The 17,270-nt window shown below is 33.2% G+C and carries 15 protein-coding genes; 7 read left to right on the top strand and 8 right to left on the bottom strand.

What is annotated here, in order from left to right; all coding sequences use genetic code 11:
• Window positions 1-78: 78 nt before the first annotated feature.
• From ACPWTF_RS03545 to ACPWTF_RS03535, 3 genes are all read right to left on the bottom strand, one after another.
• On the bottom strand, window positions 79-2,529 hold the full coding sequence (locus ACPWTF_RS03545; RefSeq protein WP_427874433.1) for a TonB-dependent receptor: 2,451 nt from the start codon (window positions 2,527-2,529) through the stop codon (window positions 79-81).
• Between the two features lie 83 nt (window positions 2,530-2,612).
• A complete protein-coding gene (locus tag ACPWTF_RS03540; RefSeq protein ID WP_427874432.1) occupies window positions 2,613-3,512 on the bottom strand; it encodes a FecR family protein in 900 nt (299 codons plus the stop codon).
• 50 nt (window positions 3,513-3,562) lie between these two features.
• Window positions 3,563-4,078, bottom strand: a complete 516-nt coding sequence (locus ACPWTF_RS03535) for an RNA polymerase sigma factor (protein ID WP_427874431.1) — start codon at window positions 4,076-4,078, stop codon at window positions 3,563-3,565.
• A 198-nt stretch (window positions 4,079-4,276) separates the two neighbouring features.
• Between ACPWTF_RS03535 and ACPWTF_RS03530 the strand changes: the two genes are divergently transcribed.
• The gene (locus tag ACPWTF_RS03530; RefSeq protein ID WP_427874430.1) at window positions 4,277-5,299 is read left to right on the top strand and encodes a hypothetical protein; all 1,023 of its coding nucleotides are present in this window, start codon (window positions 4,277-4,279) and stop codon (window positions 5,297-5,299) included.
• Between the two features lie 134 nt (window positions 5,300-5,433).
• Here the strand turns inward: ACPWTF_RS03530 and ACPWTF_RS03525 are convergent, their stop codons facing one another.
• Window positions 5,434-5,820 (bottom strand): PepSY-associated TM helix domain-containing protein, encoded by a 387-nt coding sequence (locus ACPWTF_RS03525; protein WP_427874429.1) that lies wholly within the window; start codon window positions 5,818-5,820, stop codon window positions 5,434-5,436.
• A gap of 144 nt (window positions 5,821-5,964) precedes the next feature.
• Between ACPWTF_RS03525 and ACPWTF_RS03520 the strand changes: the two genes are divergently transcribed.
• The 6 genes from ACPWTF_RS03520 (at window position 5,965) to ACPWTF_RS03495 (ending at window position 13,186) form a co-directional block, all read left to right on the top strand.
• A complete protein-coding gene (locus tag ACPWTF_RS03520; protein WP_427874428.1) occupies window positions 5,965-6,933 on the top strand; it encodes a hypothetical protein in 969 nt (322 codons plus the stop codon).
• A 66-nt stretch (window positions 6,934-6,999) separates the two neighbouring features.
• On the top strand, window positions 7,000-8,652 hold the full coding sequence (locus ACPWTF_RS03515; protein WP_427874427.1) for a hypothetical protein: 1,653 nt from the start codon (window positions 7,000-7,002) through the stop codon (window positions 8,650-8,652).
• Entirely contained in the window at window positions 8,610-9,428 is an 819-nt protein-coding gene (locus tag ACPWTF_RS03510) for a hypothetical protein (RefSeq protein WP_427874426.1), read from the top strand. Before ACPWTF_RS03515 ends, ACPWTF_RS03510 begins: the two co-directional genes overlap by 43 nt.
• Before the next feature lie 193 nt (window positions 9,429-9,621).
• Window positions 9,622-10,929, top strand: a complete 1,308-nt coding sequence (locus tag ACPWTF_RS03505) for a thioredoxin family protein (RefSeq protein WP_427874425.1) — start codon at window positions 9,622-9,624, stop codon at window positions 10,927-10,929.
• 81 nt (window positions 10,930-11,010) lie between these two features.
• Window positions 11,011-12,258 (top strand): gliding motility-associated C-terminal domain-containing protein, encoded by a 1,248-nt coding sequence (locus ACPWTF_RS03500; protein ID WP_427874424.1) that lies wholly within the window; start codon window positions 11,011-11,013, stop codon window positions 12,256-12,258.
• 10 nt (window positions 12,259-12,268) lie between these two features.
• Window positions 12,269-13,186: a PorP/SprF family type IX secretion system membrane protein gene (locus ACPWTF_RS03495; protein ID WP_427874423.1), complete on the top strand. Its 918-nt coding sequence runs from the start codon at window positions 12,269-12,271 to the stop codon at window positions 13,184-13,186.
• A gap of 249 nt (window positions 13,187-13,435) precedes the next feature.
• On the opposite strand, the gene hxlA is transcribed toward ACPWTF_RS03495, so the two are convergent.
• From hxlA to ACPWTF_RS03475, 4 genes are all read right to left on the bottom strand, one after another.
• Entirely contained in the window at window positions 13,436-14,077 is a 642-nt protein-coding gene (gene hxlA, locus ACPWTF_RS03490; RefSeq protein ID WP_095931786.1) for a 3-hexulose-6-phosphate synthase, read from the bottom strand.
• A 35-nt stretch (window positions 14,078-14,112) separates the two neighbouring features.
• On the bottom strand, window positions 14,113-14,679 hold the full coding sequence (hxlB, locus tag ACPWTF_RS03485) for a 6-phospho-3-hexuloisomerase (protein ID WP_427874422.1): 567 nt from the start codon (window positions 14,677-14,679) through the stop codon (window positions 14,113-14,115).
• A gap of 533 nt (window positions 14,680-15,212) precedes the next feature.
• On the bottom strand, window positions 15,213-16,091 hold the full coding sequence (locus tag ACPWTF_RS03480; RefSeq protein ID WP_427874421.1) for a helix-turn-helix domain-containing protein: 879 nt from the start codon (window positions 16,089-16,091) through the stop codon (window positions 15,213-15,215).
• 240 nt (window positions 16,092-16,331) lie between these two features.
• Window positions 16,332-17,168, bottom strand: coding sequence for a hypothetical protein (locus tag ACPWTF_RS03475; RefSeq protein WP_427874420.1), 837 nt, complete (start codon window positions 17,166-17,168; stop codon window positions 16,332-16,334).
• Between the last annotated feature and the right edge of the window lie 102 nt (window positions 17,169-17,270).

Genomic DNA, 17,270 nt, shown 5'->3' with positions numbered 1-17,270 from the left:
TACCAAAGAATTGTGATTTTTTGAAAAAAAATAGAAATGTAGAATGAGAGCTTTAAAAAAACTCTTGCAGCAACGATATTAAAATGAAACTCTAAAACTCAGATTTGGAGTTCTTTGCAGTGAAAAAGTGTCCACTTCTTCGATAGAATTGGTTAAAGAATTAATTCTGTAATATTCACTGATTTCATTTCTTCTGTTTAGGATATTTAAGATTGAGATTCCTATTTTGTATTGAATTCCGCTTTCGGTTTGCCACTTGTAAGTTGAAGAAAGATTAACCTGCGAAAACATATTCAGATTACTGTTGTTTGGTTTGTTGTAAACCAGTACAGGATCAGAAAGATCAATTTGAGATAAATCTGGAGATGTTTTTGGTCTTCCTGAAGTCCATTTTGTTCCTAAAGCAATCTTGAAATTGTTTTTCTCATAAATTGCCGCCCACGATAAAGTGTGTGTCAGCTCAAAGTTGTTGGGAAAACGAGGATATTGATAATTAGTAAAATGATAATTGTTTTCGTTGTATGTATAACTTAACCACGTAAGAAAGTGGTTTATTTTTTTCTGAATTAGCATTTCTGTTCCCCAGATTTCATAATCTCCTATAGTTCTGACAAATTCCAACTGATTCTGAAAACCTTGGCTAGAGGTTGTTATTCCGGTTACTTTTTTATAAAAGTTTTCGATGTCCAAAAGCCAATTGTTCTTTTGATAGAACAAATTTAAAGATAGCTGTCTGCTTCTTTGAATAGGAATTGTGCCGTTATTCGAGACAATCCAGCGTCTTTTTTCTATGCCAAAATAATCTTTCTGGAGATCAATAATCTGCTGGGAGTTTTGACTTTTGAGTTCGCCGAGAAGTTCTAAGGTTACACTTTTACTAAGTCCGTAACCCAATTGAACTCTAGGCTCTGCAATATATTTTTTGAATTTTTCGATATAATTAAGCCGCATTCCGCCCTTAAAATATACTCTAGAAATGGTATCATTATATTTTCCTTCTACAATTAAAGCATGAGTTCGTAATACGTCTTTTACTTTACGATAAAAATCAGGATTAGTTACCTGCTCTAAATTAGTAATGCCAATTTCATTAAATTGATATCCGTCGCTGAAACTAAATTTAGAGTTTAGAATATGATTATTTTCTAAATTAACGCCATTGTTGTTTACGGTATTTTCTTGAATAACAGTCTGGTTTTCGTAAATTGACTTTTGATCGGCTAGAAGTTCGTACGAAGAATTATAAACATTAATTTTGGTCGTGTTGAATTTATTCCAGTTTCTTTTCCATAACAAATTTGCACCGTAGTTCTGTTGGCGTAAAACATTGGTTTGCGATTTGTTTATATTGTATGAAGCAGCACTTTTAGTAACTTCCAGATTATCCTTTATCGTTATTAAATCAAGTATGATTTGATCTTTGATTCCTATTTTTTGCGCGTATTTTACAGTAGCGTCATAAAAGCCAAATTTTTTATCACTTTTATAATTAAGATTTTGGTTTTGCGAAAAATCGGTAATGGTAGTATTTTGAAATACTTTATTGAAATATTCTTTATAAGTAGGAGTTTCTACAAAATCGGTAATCGATTTGCGCGCCGAAATTTCGATATAACTTTTTTTAGAAAGATTATATTTTCCATAAACATCAGCATTAATCATGTTGATTCCCGCGCTAAAAGAGTTTTTTTCTGCTTTTTCTGGAGTAGAAGAAATCGCGACTACACTTGAAACGCTTTCTCCGTAAAAGGCAGAACTTCCATTTTTATAGATGGAAATGGTATGCCCTAGATTTGGATTGAAAACTGATATTAAACCAAAAAAATGTCCTGTTTGAAACATTCGTATTCCATTCCACAAAAATAAATTCTGATCGTGCGTACCACCTCGAACGTTGATGCTTGATACACTTTCGTCCAAACTGTTTACACCCGGAATCTGCTGCATGGTCTGCAACGCATCGGGTTCAATAAGGCCGGGAAGTATACCAAATTTTTTCGGCTTAATTTCAAGAGATCCATCAGTGTTTTTAGAAATCCCCGAAGCCAAAATGGCATTCGTTTTAATTTCGTGCAATTCTGTAATTTCAGGTTCTAACAGGATTTGGATGCAATCTTTAACCTTTGTGTTTCCTGCCGTAATTCTTTTTGAAGCAAAACCAACATGACTAATTACAAAAGTGTTTTTGTTTTCTTTATTAAACTCAAAATAACCTTCTGAATCAGTTGTAAAGTGACTTTTATTATTTAAACTGATGTTGGCATTTTCGATAGGCTTTTTATCAATAGAAGATAAAACATAGCCACAAATTATTTTTGAAATAGTATCCTTTTTATAGATATTGATGAATTTGTTGCCTATATTTTCAAAAGACAAATGAGTTCTTTTTTCGAGATATTCCAATTTTTGTTCTAATGAAAATGATTTCTTGGGGGGATTTAATTCGAGACCTTCAATGTTATCTTCGGTATAATTAAAGCTTACGCCATGTTGTTCTTCAATATCAATTATTATTTTTTTAAAAGGCATAACCTTTCCTTTGTCTTGAGCAAAAAGATTCAGGACAAGAAAAAGAGAAAAAACAAAAAATGAAATTGTTTGGGGCGGAACATTTATTTTTCGTCAAAAATTATTTTGTTGTTAGAAACTTTTCTAGCTTCTAAATGATAAGTCGTACTAATAATCTGCAAAGCTGTATTGAGATCTTTTGCAGGCAGTTTTCCTGTAAACAGAGAGATAGTGTCTTTGGCGTTTAAATCGATTTTAATATTGTATTGCCTTTCAACTTCATCTAAAATAGTTCGTATGTTTTCTTTATAGAAACAGATCTGATTATCCATCCATTCTGGCTGTGACGAATTTACAGTCCTTTTCGCCTCTTTTCCATTTTCAAAACGAACACTTTGTCCGTGAGTTAATAAAACTTGAATGTTGTTATAATTTACTTTGACACGGCCTTCATAACACACAACATCAAACCTGTTTTTTCTGGCTTTAACGTTAAATTGCGTTCCTAAAACCGTTACTTTTCCAAGATTGGTCTGCACTTCAAATTTTCTGCCCTTTGCAACTTTAAAGTAAGCTTCTCCTTTAAGTTCCAAATGTCTGTTATTGTCCCAATTCCACTTTTTATAGTGTATTTCAGAACCTGAATTTAAAACCACTTCAGAATTATCGGGTAATGAGAAAGCAGTCTTTTTTCCAAAATCGGCAGTTTCGGTTTGAGGCACAAAAACTTTCATCGCAAACGTAATTCCAAGGGCGAGAACAAATATGGCAGCGGCTTTAAATGCCCATTTTTTGTAAAGTGGCACTACTTTTGGCGCTGTTTTTTTCTGGCTTAAAATATTCGACAACATAGCATTTTCATCCAAATCGCCTGTTTCTAGATGAGCGGTATAGTTTTTTATCTTTTGGTATTTTTCAAAATCGGGGCTTGCCTCAAATGCGGCCAATTCATCCGGAGATAATTCGTCGTTGAGCCATTTTGCCAATAAGCGATCTTTTTTCATTTTATCGTATTATTTAATTAAAACAATTAGAATTAAATTTACCCTACTTTTTATAAGTCAATTTCTTTACGTAAGCTTAACAGGGCCAAATGGATGCGTTTTTCTACTGCCTTTACGCTAATGTTGAGCTCTACGGCAATTTCGCTGTATTTTTTGCCATCAATTCTGTGCATTAAAAAGGCAGTGCGCTGTTTTTCGTTTAAGTTTTCGATGGCTTTTAAAAGTTTTGCCTGAAATTGTTTTTCTTCCAGAAGATATTCCGGACTCTCATTGGTCTTGTCCAAACCAGTGAAGTTTTTTTCATATTTCAAAACCACTTTCTGGTGCGCAATCTGGTTGAGACTGCTGTTATTTGCAATCGTGTAAAGGTATGATTTTGCTTTTTCTAAAGGTACAGAAGCACAGTTCTGCCAAAGCTTTACAAATGCTTCCTGAGTTATATCTTCTGCTTGTTCTGCGTTTCCAAATTTGTAAAAAAGAAAATTCCGAAGTGCTTTTACATGACTTTTGAAGAAAGACGAAAAAATGATTTCATCACAAGTATTAGATTGGTTTTGATCTGGCATTTAGAGTTTCAATTTTTTCAGCGTAAAAGTATTTGTTTTTAATTTAAGTAGGGTAAAAGTAGAGATGATTGTTTTATAGAAGAATAAAATGCTATTGGTTTTTGATAATTTAGTATAGATGAAAATTATCAAGCCTTGCTGTTAGGTTATTAAAAAACAGTTTCTTTTAAAATTTATTACCTTTGTAAAAACATAAATATGTTCCTTTTGAAAAAATATTTATCACTTGCAGTTTTCCTATTGTTACTGTTTTCCTGTCAAAGTGAAGTAGACGAGCAAAACAATAATTCGCAGGGAACCATTACTACTGTTTCTCCGCTTACAACTTATTTGCAAAGGGTTGCTATGGTTAGAACTGTACAGGATAATATGATTGACGGATTTAGTTATTGTACTATAAAACTCCCTTATACCGTTACAGTAAATAATGAGCAGATTGCAGTAAACGCAACTGCCGATTATCAAAAAGTTTTGGATAATATCAACGCAAGCAATTATGATGATGATATTGTAAAAATAGATTTTCCTGTAACGATGGTATACTACAATTACATCGAAAAACTGATTCCAAATCAGGCAGATTTTGATTCTTTGATTGATTATTGGAATCTCTATCCAGATCTTTTATCCAAAATCAACGGTCTGAATATCAATTATCCCATAACAATCAATAGCTATAACAGCCTCAATCAAGCGGCGAGTTCTCAATTAATAGTAAGCGATCAGGCCTTTTTTAATTTTATAAAAAATTTAAATGAAAGCCAATATATCTCTCTAAAATATCCTATTACAATTGCAGATTACAATAATCAGACAAAAACGATTTCAAATAATCAGGATTTCGAAAATGCTATTAAATATGCCATAGATTATTGCCCAGAAAATAACCTTGTGACACTAGATTTTGCTGCAACTATTACAAAAGGTATTTGGGAAATACCCTATTTTTACGATGGTGCCGTAAAGACTTCAAATTACAGCGACTATACATTTGTATTTAAAACCGATCAATCTGTAGTTGCTACCAAAAGTGGAGTTTCAGAAACGGGACAGTGGAAAAGTTCAGTTCAAAATGGTGTCAGAGAAGTTAAAGTAATTTTCAATACAGGAGTGCTTTCTAAATTAAATTTCAACTGGAAGCTCTTTGAATTTAATAATTCTCAGATACGATTGCGAGATACAGGTACAACGACAAATTATCTCTATTTTCAAAAAAAGTAAATCTCCAAGTCCACTTTTTTGTTTTACTTAGAGATTTATAAATTGCTAACTATGTTTGTTTTAAATAAGTGAAACGCCTTTTTTAAGCATCTCAATTCTATGTTTTTATGTGTTTAAAAATAATACCCAGAACATCACTTTTTTTTCTTTCTTCCCAACCAAATAAGAAGTCCTGTAATGGGTAATGTTGCAGCAAATAAACAAACTAAAAAAGCTAGAATTTTGGTTGGATAACCGTAGATGCTACCTGTGTGAATTGGATAAATTAGGCGGCGTACTTTATCGCCATTGCTAAAGGATTCATAAGGTTTTATTTTCAAAAGCTTACCCGTGTATTTATCAAAATAAGCCATACTTGAAATATTCGGAATAGATTTTTCAAGATTCAATTTAATAACCATAATACTATTTATGGTATCAGAAGGAATTCTAATCTGTGTATCTCCTTTGTATTTATAAATGTTTTCTGTTTTTGAAAGTATGTTTTGATAGAAAAAAGTTTTATCTAGTTTTGGATCCACTTTTGTCGGATTTTCAACAGCAATAGTTTAGTTTTAGGAGGCATTGGCACTGATGCTGTAAATGTTGGAATAGGTATTGATGCCCCAACAAACACTTTACACGTAAAACCCTTAACTGGTGTAAATCCTGTTCGCTTCGAAGGTTTGCAACCGAGTATTTCAGGTACTGATAATATTGTCGTAGCAGATGCAACTGGCATATTAAGAACGGTAACGCCAAGTTCCTTAATTCCTGCTACTACTGTGTCGAACTCCTCAGCATTAAATAGCTTGAGTACCACAGTAAATGGGGTAACAGGAACTTCGGTGAATATTGTAAATAGCAATACGACATCACTTACGGGAGCTAATTTAAATACAGAAGTAAACGGAATCACTAGTACGCCACTGGACTTGACTCCTGCAATTAAGGCTAGCGAAACCGTAACTACAGTAAATCCAATTGTAACTACTGGAAACATTATCGCGACCTATACCAACGAGGCAGGGGGCACACCTGTTGAAGTAAAAGAAACAGTTACGACATTAAGTTATAACAGTACTTTAAATACCTTGAATTATGTAGGGGAAGGTACTTCTACTGCTATAGACTTAGTTGATTTAGTTAATAATACGATTGTAAAGTCAGATATAACTACTACAACTCCAGCTACAGTTTTAGCGGTAACAGGTACAGGAGCATCTTTGGCTCCAGCGACGGTTGATATAGTTCCTTCAACGATTGAAGGTGATGTGTTAACAACGACGGCGACAGGCGTAGAATGGAAAGCCCCTGCTAAACCAAATGTTTTAGGTATTAAAATTACTTCCGGAGATTACACATTAGTTGATGATGACTATACAATTATTGCCAAAAATTTAACGAGTGACATTACGCTTACACTTCCAGATGCTACAACAAATACAGGTAGAATTTTAGTATTTAACCAAAATACAGTATCATCAGGAGGCACAGCTGTGGTAGTTAATTTTAATGTTCCGGTAGTGTATTCTGATACAGCCTCCTATCCATATATTGCATCAAGTGTATTTGGCGGCGCTACAGGTGGAAGCTTAAAAATTACTTTGCAGTCAGACGGAATAAACTGGTATGTAATAAATTATACAATGTAATAATTATACATAATCAATATAAAATATTGTATCAAAGCTTATTAAATAATGATAAAAATAAGGACTATGAAAAGAATAATTTTTACTCTACTATTAATTTTTAGTTTTATTAATACTTTCAGCCAAATAAATGAACCAGTAGTAATTGGAGGTCAACAAAAAGGAGATCCGAATGCAACCTTAGAAATACTTTCTAAAAACGGGACAAAAGGTTTTATGCCTCCTCGCTTAAGCCAGGTTCAAATTAATGCATTACAAACATCATTGACAGCTGATAACAACGGATTAACAGTTTATAATACAGATGAAAAATGTCTGCAATCATGGAAAGGAGACACTTGGACAGAATGTAATCCGGTACTTATTGCCAAGTTTACATTTGACTGTGCTAATGCAAAAGCCGTAGGGAATTATTATAAAGACACACCCGTTACTAATGATGAGTATTTAGAACTTCCTGTTATAGCGACCAAAGCAGGGTCTTATACCTTTGTAGCTGAAACACAAAATGGTGTCCGTTTTTTTCTATCTTCAATTATTAGTACAGCAAGTCCAACGACTCAGATTATTAAAATTCCAGCTTTTGGAACACCAACTTCAACGGGAAATTTCAATTATAATTTATTAGATCAGTCTGGTTCGGCTGTATGTACTTTTCCAATTACAGTAACTGAAAACAATGCTGAATTTAATATAAATTGTAGTGAATCAGAAGTTATAGGTGATTTTAATGAAGGAAAACAAGTAACTATTAAAGATCAAATAATTCTAAAAATAAATGTTACTAAAGCAGGTAATTATACTTTTAAAACAGCTTTAAAAAACGGAATTTCATTTTCAGCAACTGGTTTTTTTACCTATCCAGGGGAACAAATTGTAACGCTGCGCCCAAGTGGTATTCCAACATGGAACGCTCCTGATGGTATTATATCTTTTGATATTTTAGATAAAGATGGTATTTCTTATGGTTGCACGATAAATGTGCCTGTAACAAGTGCTAGTGCTGCATTTGATATAGTGAATTGTACTAATGATGTAACTGTTGAGGGCGATTATTCAGTAGGAAAACAAACAACCTCTCTTAATTACATTGAACTGAAATTAAATGTAACAAAACCCGGCCCGTATGCAATTGAAACGGAAGATAAAAATGGTCTGTCTTTTAGGGTCTCAGGCACATTTGAAAAAGCAGGATTGCAGACAATACAAATACCAGCAAGCGGAACGCCAGACATAGTAGGTACAATTGTATTTAATCAATTTAAAGAATTAGTTTCTGGAACAATACTTTGCCCTACTGTTTCCGTAGTAATTCAGGATGTTATCGGATGTTTTGCTGTCGTTTCTTCTCCAACAGGTAATCAAATCGGTACATGGACAGCTAATGTGCCGTTAACAGGTGCGCAGTATTCAGTAACCTTAACCGCAATTTCGATAGGCTCTTACACATTACAAGCAACGGGATCAGGTATTACATTGTCAGCTTCAGGAACTATTCCCGCACCTGGCACTCAAGACATAACGATTACCTTTAATGCAACTGGAATACCTGAAACATCTGGAACAGTCCCTTTGGTTATTAAAGGAAGCTGTGGAGATGTAACAACAATTAATTTAACAATTGGAGTTGGCCCGGTGATCAGACTAATCCTGGTAAAAGCTGTAAAGATATTTTATTGGCGACCTCAAATACAGCAAAGGACGGAGAATATTGGATAAATCCGCTTACTCCTGAACCATCTGGAGCAGGTTCAGCATATAAAACATTATGCGATATGACAGGCGGAGGTTACACCTTGATATATTCATTTTCTGAAGATGTAAACTGGAATAAATATACTTGGACAGGATATGTTGAATATTATGGAGACTACACCAATTTAAATGTAAGCAACTATCGAACCAGTTCAGGTAGTTATAGCCAAAATGGATACCAGTATTTAACAACTGGAGGTGTTATAAAATATGACGAATTCAGAATCCCTACATCACATATGCTTGCTATAAATACAGGTGCTGGCGAGTATAAATTACGAGTGGCTTCAAATGCGGGTAAAGGTAATATTGCTGATGCACGCGGTAGCGCGAATTATGTGACATTCTCAACGGTTTCAGGGGCAGATCCAAAAGTAAATGCAACTATAGCACGTGGTGTTAACGGTGAAGGAATGATAGCTGGGGTTCCGTTTACAATGACAGCCAGTGCAAATAATACTAAAGGTGCAGGAACATATAATGGTGTATCTGGACATTCGTTTCAATTAGTGCAAAGTACAGAAGCGATGCGAATTAATTGGTTTGGAAACCCTAATGTGGCAAATGCAAATGTGTGGGTCAATTTATTTGGTTACTTCGATGGAGATAATGACACAAGCAGAGGAGCTCAATTAAACGATCATTTTCAAAAATGCGTAAATGGTGCCAATATTTGTAAATCTGATGGGAATCAGACTAGAACAGGTAATAATTATGTAATGCAATATTTTTTAAGATAAAGTAATCAGATCATTATCGAAACAGCGCGACGATTAAATATTGTTTGCTTTTCTTTTTGTTGCTAAATGATGTAATTAAATCGTAACAATTTTTATTATGTATATAATCAGGTTTATTATATGGTTCGAAATATTAATTGCTATTGCAAGTACAACTAATGCGCAATCATCAGTAGTTTTAGAAAGCACACTATTGAAAAAAGGAGATATATGCATTTTTTACGGGTATCTAAATGGTAATATAACAAGAGGAGATACTATTTGGATACAAACTGCAGGAAGATTAGAATTTTCAGCCAAAACACCTTTGTCAGAAGGGCAGTACATTTTGCAAACGCCTAAACAAATTCATAATGGAATAATAGAATTGTTAATTGAAAAAAATAAAAGTAATGTTTTAACAATATCTCATGATACATTATACAATTCTATTTTATTTAAAGATAATCCTGTCAATGGAGTTTATTCAGCTTATTTAGGTTCAATCAGGGCGACAGAAAATCAAATCCAAAAATTATATGATGAGGTTAATTTAACCACTTCTCTAGTAAATAAAGAGAAAATTAGTAAAGAGATCAAAGAACATCAAAAGCGGTTATATGATTTAGAAATTAGCATTATAAAAAGATTCCCAAACACACTTTTATCCGCTATTGTCTCTTGTAATAATTTGCCATTAATGAATGGGAGTATTTTAGATAATTATATGTCTGATCCTAATTCGGCACTATACAAGCAAACAACGAAATTTCTACGTGATAATTATTTTAAGGGAGTCGATTTTCAAAGTGATGTTTTGTTGAATACTTCTTTAGTGCCATTAAAAATAAAAAAATATATTTCGCTATTTGATAAAAATGATCCCGAATTAGATGATGTAGTAAAAGAATTATTGCAAAAAAGTGCTGTAAACCCTTTAATGTATCAGGTTGTTTCAGATGCTTTATATACAAATTTTCATCAATCGGTTTATACGAATAACAATGAAAATATTATGGTTGATATTTTAAAAAATGCTGAACAACAATCCTTTGTTCCAGATTGGAAAAAGCAATCTATAATGCAGCAAATTTTAATTTATCAAAAAAACAAAGTCGGAACTCAAGCGACTAATCTCAATTTAAAAGATTTTATAGACAAAGAATATCTATTAAATAATGTAAAATCAAAATACACTATTTTATATTTCTATGATCCGGAATGTTCTAATTGTTCTGAAATTACACCAAAAATAAAAGGATGGTTTTATGCAGATGGACCTAAAGATGCTACTGTACTAGCAATCTATATTAATCAGGATGAACAAGAATGGAGTAAATATGTAAGGGAAAATACTTATCCGCCCAGATGGATTAACTTATGGGACAAGAATGAATCTGATAATATGCGTGAAAAATATTGGATAGAAAGTCTTCCTGCAATTTATGTACTCGATGAAAATAAGAAAGTGGTTTTGAAGAATGCCAACTTTAGGCAATTGTTAAAGTATTTTTCTACATAATAATTCTAAATATCAAAAGATATTAAAAAGAAAAACAATACAGTGAAGTGAACTTTTAGTCATAATATAAATTAAAAAGAGATGATCAAAATTTATATAAAAGTAATTATTGTATCAATATTGATTATTGGTAAACTGTCGGCGCAAACGATCAATACGGGAGATTTATCAATTGCACCAAATACGGAATTTTCAACTTTATTTAACTTTGATAACAAAACCAGTGGTGACTTACTAATTGATGGTAATTTTGTTGCTTATGCAAATTTTAATAATGACGGACTAGTTACTTACACTAATTCGAGTAACGGAAAAACTTATTTCATAGGAACGCAACAACAACTAATTTCAGGGACACAAATAGCACATTTTCAGAATATTATTTTTGAAAACACATCGGAATTAGTTCCTTTTCATTTGAATACAATTGTTAATATTGGTAAAAATGTCGAATTTAAAAAAGGTATTATAGATGCTGATACTTATAACGGTAAAATGGTTTTCGAACAAAATGCTTTTCATACAGATGCTAGCAATCTGAGTTTTGTAGATGGAAAAGTAGAAAATGTTGGGAATCTCGACTTTGAGTTTCCTGTTGGAGATCAATTTTATTTCAGACCTTCTTACCATGATAAGGGAGCGAATACAAACAATGTCTATACGACTCAGTACTTTTTTGAAAATGCAGGAAGTCTTCATCCTTATACCAATAAAGAAGAGACAATTCTGTCTATCGATGAGGCGGAGTATTGGAATTTAACACAAGATCAAGGAGCAGAAAAAATTATCTTAAGCTTAACCCTTGATACGCATACAACTCCTGCTTCTTTCTTTGTAGAAAATCCGGATACTGAATTAGCAATAGTCCGTTGGGATGATACTACATTAAAGTGGGTAAACGAAGGAGGAAAGACCACAGATCTTCTTACGGGAGCAGATTATTCTAAATTGGTTACAACTCAGGTAGGAGGTTATGGACTTTTTACAATTGCAATTGTAAAAAAAACAATCACTCCAGATTCAGATCTAATTATTTACAATGCTGTATCACCTAATGGTGACGGGATTAATGACAGCTTTTATATAAAAGGAATTGATAAATATCCAGACAACCATGTAGAGATATACAATCGCTGGGGAGTAAAAGTATATGATGCCACATCCTATAATGAAAACGATGTGATGTTTAAAGGATATTCTGACGGACGAAGTACAGTAAAGAGAGGGGAAGGATTGCCGGCAGGAACCTATTTTTATGTTCTAAAATACAACAAAAACAATACAATAATTGAAAATACAGGTTACTTATATATTGCAAATGATAAATAAGATTCTTGCTATGAAAATAAAACTACATTTTTTTGCCATTGTGCTTATAGCCATTACAGGCTATGCACAGCAAGATGCACAATATACGCAGTACATGTACAACACTATTAATATAAATCCAGCCTATGCGGGATCACGTGGTGTTTTGAGTATTTTTGGACTCTATCGAACGCAGTGGGTTGGTCTTGATGGAGCCCCCGAAACAAGCAGTTTTTCTATTAATACTCCAATTAACAGCAGTAGACTTGGTGTTGGACTTTCTTTAGTAAATGATAAAATTGGCCCTACAAACGAGAACAATATATCGGCAGATATTTCTTATACCATACAAACTTCACCCGATTTTAAACTTTCTTTTGGAATTAAAGGAACGGCTAATATCTTTAATCTCGATATAAATAAGCTAAATCCTGAAGATCAGGGAGATCCACAATTTCAGGATCTAGACAATAAGTTTTCGCCCAATGTTGGAGCTGGTGTCTACTGGCATTCAGACAAGGCCTATATCGGATTTTCAGTTCCTAATTTTATTGAAACCAATCGATATGATGATAATGATGTCGCAATCTATAAAGACAAGATTAATTACTATTTAATGGGAGGTTATGTCTTTAATCTGGATAGATACCAATATTACAAATTCAAACCTGCCGTACTGGCAAAAATGGTACAAGGAGCGCCTCTTCAAGTTGATATTTCTGCCAATTTTATGTTTATTGACCGATTTGTTGTTGGTGTTGCATACAGATGGAGTGCCTCATTAAGTGCCATGGTGGGATTTCAGATCACAGACGGACTGTATTTGGGTTACGGATACGACCGCGAAACCACACATCTGAATAATTACAATTCAGGGTCACACGAGATATTCTTGCGCTATGAGTTCTTTAAAAACAACGGAAAAATGACAACTCCTCGTTTCTTCTAAAAAAAGTATTAGTAAGAATTATACAATCTTCTGCTTCATAATTTTTTGAGTCTATTGGCAAGAGAATTCACCAGATCTGTAGAAGAGATGAACTGCAGATTGTATTGTACTGCGCATGCTAATACCCAGATGAACGATTCCAATGTAGAATGTATTTCTCATAATGGATATAGTAACTAAAGTATTTTTTGCACAAAAAAAAATAAGGCTGTAGCAAATATGAATTAAGCTCAGCCTTATTAAAATCAATTATTGAGCAGTTACACTGCTGATTGCCTCTTTTAATGCTTTGGCAGCAGCGGCTGGATCTTCAGCGCCATATATAGCACCGCCCGCTACAGCTACATCTGCACCAGCAGCTACAACATCTTTTATCGTATCGATGTTAACACCACCTGCTACAGAAAAGGGAACTTTTGCTTCTCTTCCTTCAGCAATTAGCGTTTGTACAGAATATCCTGGTAATGCCTGTTCATCAAGACCAGCGTGTAATTCAACAAAAGCTACTCCAAATTCAGTTACTTCTTTTGCTCTCTGTACTCTGTTTTTAACACCAATAGTATCCACTACAACCTGTTTTCCATATTTCTTTGCTGCTTCCACAGCACCTTTTATGGTTGCATCATCTACAGTACCCATAACGGTAACTAGATCAGCACCAGCTTTAAAAGCTATTTCTGCTTCCAGAGCACCAGTATCTGCAGTTTTCATATCTGCAAAAACTAGTTTGTCAGGAAAAGCAGCTTTCATGGCTGTTACAACTTTAAGGCCTTCAGCTTTAATAAGGGGCGTACCTAATTCTATAATATCTACATAAGGTGCTACTTTGCCTGCAAGTTCTAATGCTGCCTCTGTAGTAAGTAAATCAATTGCGACTTGTAATTTTGTCATTTCAAAATGTTTAAAAAAAATTAATTATAAAAAAGTTATTCCAGGTTAGCATGTTTAGGCCAGAGGTCTTCCTTGGTTAGGCCAGATTCCTGCCATAGGCTCATAAAAATACTCTCAAGTATAAACAGTGTAAATTGTTCAAAAAGACTTCCTGCGTATTGTTTGGAAACTGATATGCCGAAATCTGTTTTTGTTGCAGCATTCACTAGCAGTATATTATCTGATGATTGTGCCAGTCTGCTTTTTGCGTCGGCTGTAATTGCGATAACTTTTGCCTTTTGTGTTTTTGCTTTTTCGACGGCTGAAAGCACAGATGAGGTAGTTCCAAATCCAGAAGCTACCAGCAGAAGATCTCCTTCAAGAATTGCAGGTGTTATAATTTCTCCAACAACATAGACATGGTAGCCTAAGTGCATAAATCGCATTGCAGCCATTTTTAATGCCAGTCCGCTTCTTCCGGCTGCCATTATAAAGATTCGTTTTGCAGCTTTAATTTCATGAATCAGAACATCTATTTCCTGCTGATTAATCTGGTCTGCTAATTTTAGATTTTCGTTTAAAATAGTCTCTAGGTTTTCCTTTGTAGAATTTTTTTTATTCATCTGTTTGTTTTTAAGTATCGAGACCAGCCTGTTTTTGCAAAATTGTTAACAGGATAGGATTATTTTAGTGATGATTTTTGAATTAATTATGGATTTTTTATCCCAATCCAATTGAATTAAACAGCATTATTTCTGGATATTTTTTTAAGTTTTTATGGAACTTCAATAAATTCTGATTGCTGATGCAAAGATAAATCAGCAGAGAGGGGAGGGTGTTATACATATGAGACAACGCGGTATAAATTTGCGCCGGTTTTATCCAGAACAGTGCTATAAAATTAGCTTCAGAAAACTGTGTGAATCTGTATTCAATAATTACTTAATGGATCAAACTTATTTAACTTTCCAAAGCACAATAAAAGAATTGATCAATCTCATAAAAATATTTTTCTTGAGTTTTGAGCATAGGCTATTTTTCTATTAAAGAAATAGATTCAAGATATAAATTGTTGTAGAATAGGGTAAAAGAAAAAGGGTGTTATCGTTAGCACAGTTTAGCTGTATGCGCTCAGATCTATGATATGAAAATAATACTATGCATTATAAATTTGTGCCAGTTCGTTTTGAAGTTCTGTCGGTGTTTCTTTGAGTTTTGATTTCACAAATTTATTTAATGCAGACGGAGAACTAAAGCCAAGATCAAATGCAATTTCTTTATGGGAAAGATTAGAAAACAGCAACTGTCTTTTTATTTCTTTTAGGATTCGATTATGTATGGCGTTAATTGCTGTTTCAGCACAGTGTTTTTTCGTGATATCATTAAGTTTTTTTGGGGAAATACCAAGTTCTGATGCATAATATTGTACTGTACGCTGGCTTTTAAATTGTTCATTTAGTAGTTTTTTAAAACCGATATAAAGATGCTGATTGGTCTTTTGGTGTAATACGGGATGCTGGCCATGAACCGATTCAATAAGTCCCAGCAGCAATATCTTAATGTAAAAACGAGCCTGCTCTTTTCGCACAAGACTCGGATTGTTATAAATAACTCGGATGTGTTCAATAAGTGATAATGCTTGTGTGAACTCTTCTTTAGAAAGCGCGCTGCAGTTTAGATTTGCCGATAGGTTTACATTATAAGGGCTTAATTCATTTTTCAATATATCAGAGCAGAACAAAATTTCTTCAAATAATATTATTTTGCCTTTAAGGTCACTGCTGGGGTTGGATATAAAGTTAATCTGGCCTGGGAAAACAATTGATATTTTTTCAGATTTTAAATTAAAAACTTTTTCTTCAATTTGGATGTCAATTTTTCCAGCCTCAACTATTAAGATGTAAAAATGGTCATTTTTATGCGGTTTTAGATATTCGCTGATATTGAGATCGCTTATTTCAAAAACTCGAAAAGATAGATTCGTATCCTCCTGCTTCTGGATGTTCTGTGTAAGCTTAAACCGTTTTAAATCCATTTGTTAAATATATGTATTGTAATGTCATGTTTTTTCTTTTTGTCCCACCATTTTTAGACAATAGACAGCGACAATAAGAGTAATCTGCAAATTTAAGCAAAACTATTATGATGTTTTTTTTATAATGTAATTCTAAGATTTAAACAAGTAAAAAAATCTTTTGATTTTACTCCATTTCTAAGTGTTTAAAGATGTATGTGCCAGATTAAGATTGAACACAGCAGCATTAAAAATAATATTTTAGTGGAGTAATCGGTAGGCTATTACTGTTTTATTTAGAGTAGGAAGAATGAGTAAATGATCATTTTCGATATATTCAATATCGGCAGTAATGATGTTTTCTTTACCTAAATCAATTAGTAAATTTTTATTTCCATTTAAATCAATAGTAAAAAGCTGTCCCTGCCAGGCTCCCGAAACTATATACCCATTTTTGCCATAACTGACAATACCATCCAGATTATCAATTCCGCTAAAAATCTGATGAGATTTTTTGGTCAGTTTGTTTATGGCAAAGGCAGTTTTACTTTCCATATTCAGCACTAAGAAATCCTCTTTAGTGCATAACAATCCATTTGGTTTAGCAAGAAAACCAGATTCAGCCCATACATTTATTTTTCCGTTTGCTATTTTATAGATCTTGTTGCCAAAGCAGTCAGAAACGTAAATATCTCCGTTGGTATCTATTGTTATATCGTTAAGGAATTTAGCATTATCTACATGATATACTTTCTCAATTTTAGCTGTTTCAGTATTTATCTGGATGACTCTGTCAATATCTGCAACATACAATTTTTTCTTATATAATCCCATTCCTTGAGGGTTATCCAATCCATCAACCCATTTTAAAACTTCTATTTCGCCATTTGTTTTAAGCTTGGAAATAAATCCATTGCCATCTTTTGCAAGATATTCACCATTTATATTTGAGATATAGAGAATCTTTTTTGAAAAATCGTAAAGTGCAGATTCAGGTTTTAAGAAAAGAGAATCTGATACCCATGCTCTGGTAATGTTCTGACTAAAAGTGATTGCAGGAATTAAGGTTGCAAATAAAATGAGAATTATTTTTTTCATTATTTAATCTTTAAATGGTTGTACTAAATTTTGGTTTCAGGTTGTTTAAAATGAAATCTTAATATAGTCATACTAACATACTAAGTTTTGGCATTTCTTTGA

Origin of the sequence: Flavobacterium sp. MMS24-S5, assembly GCF_050320125.1 — a bacterium.
GTDB lineage: Bacteria > Bacteroidota > Bacteroidia > Flavobacteriales > Flavobacteriaceae > Flavobacterium > Flavobacterium tyrosinilyticum.
Note: the sequence above shows the minus strand (reverse complement) of the source record. Positions and strands in the feature narration are given on the sequence as shown.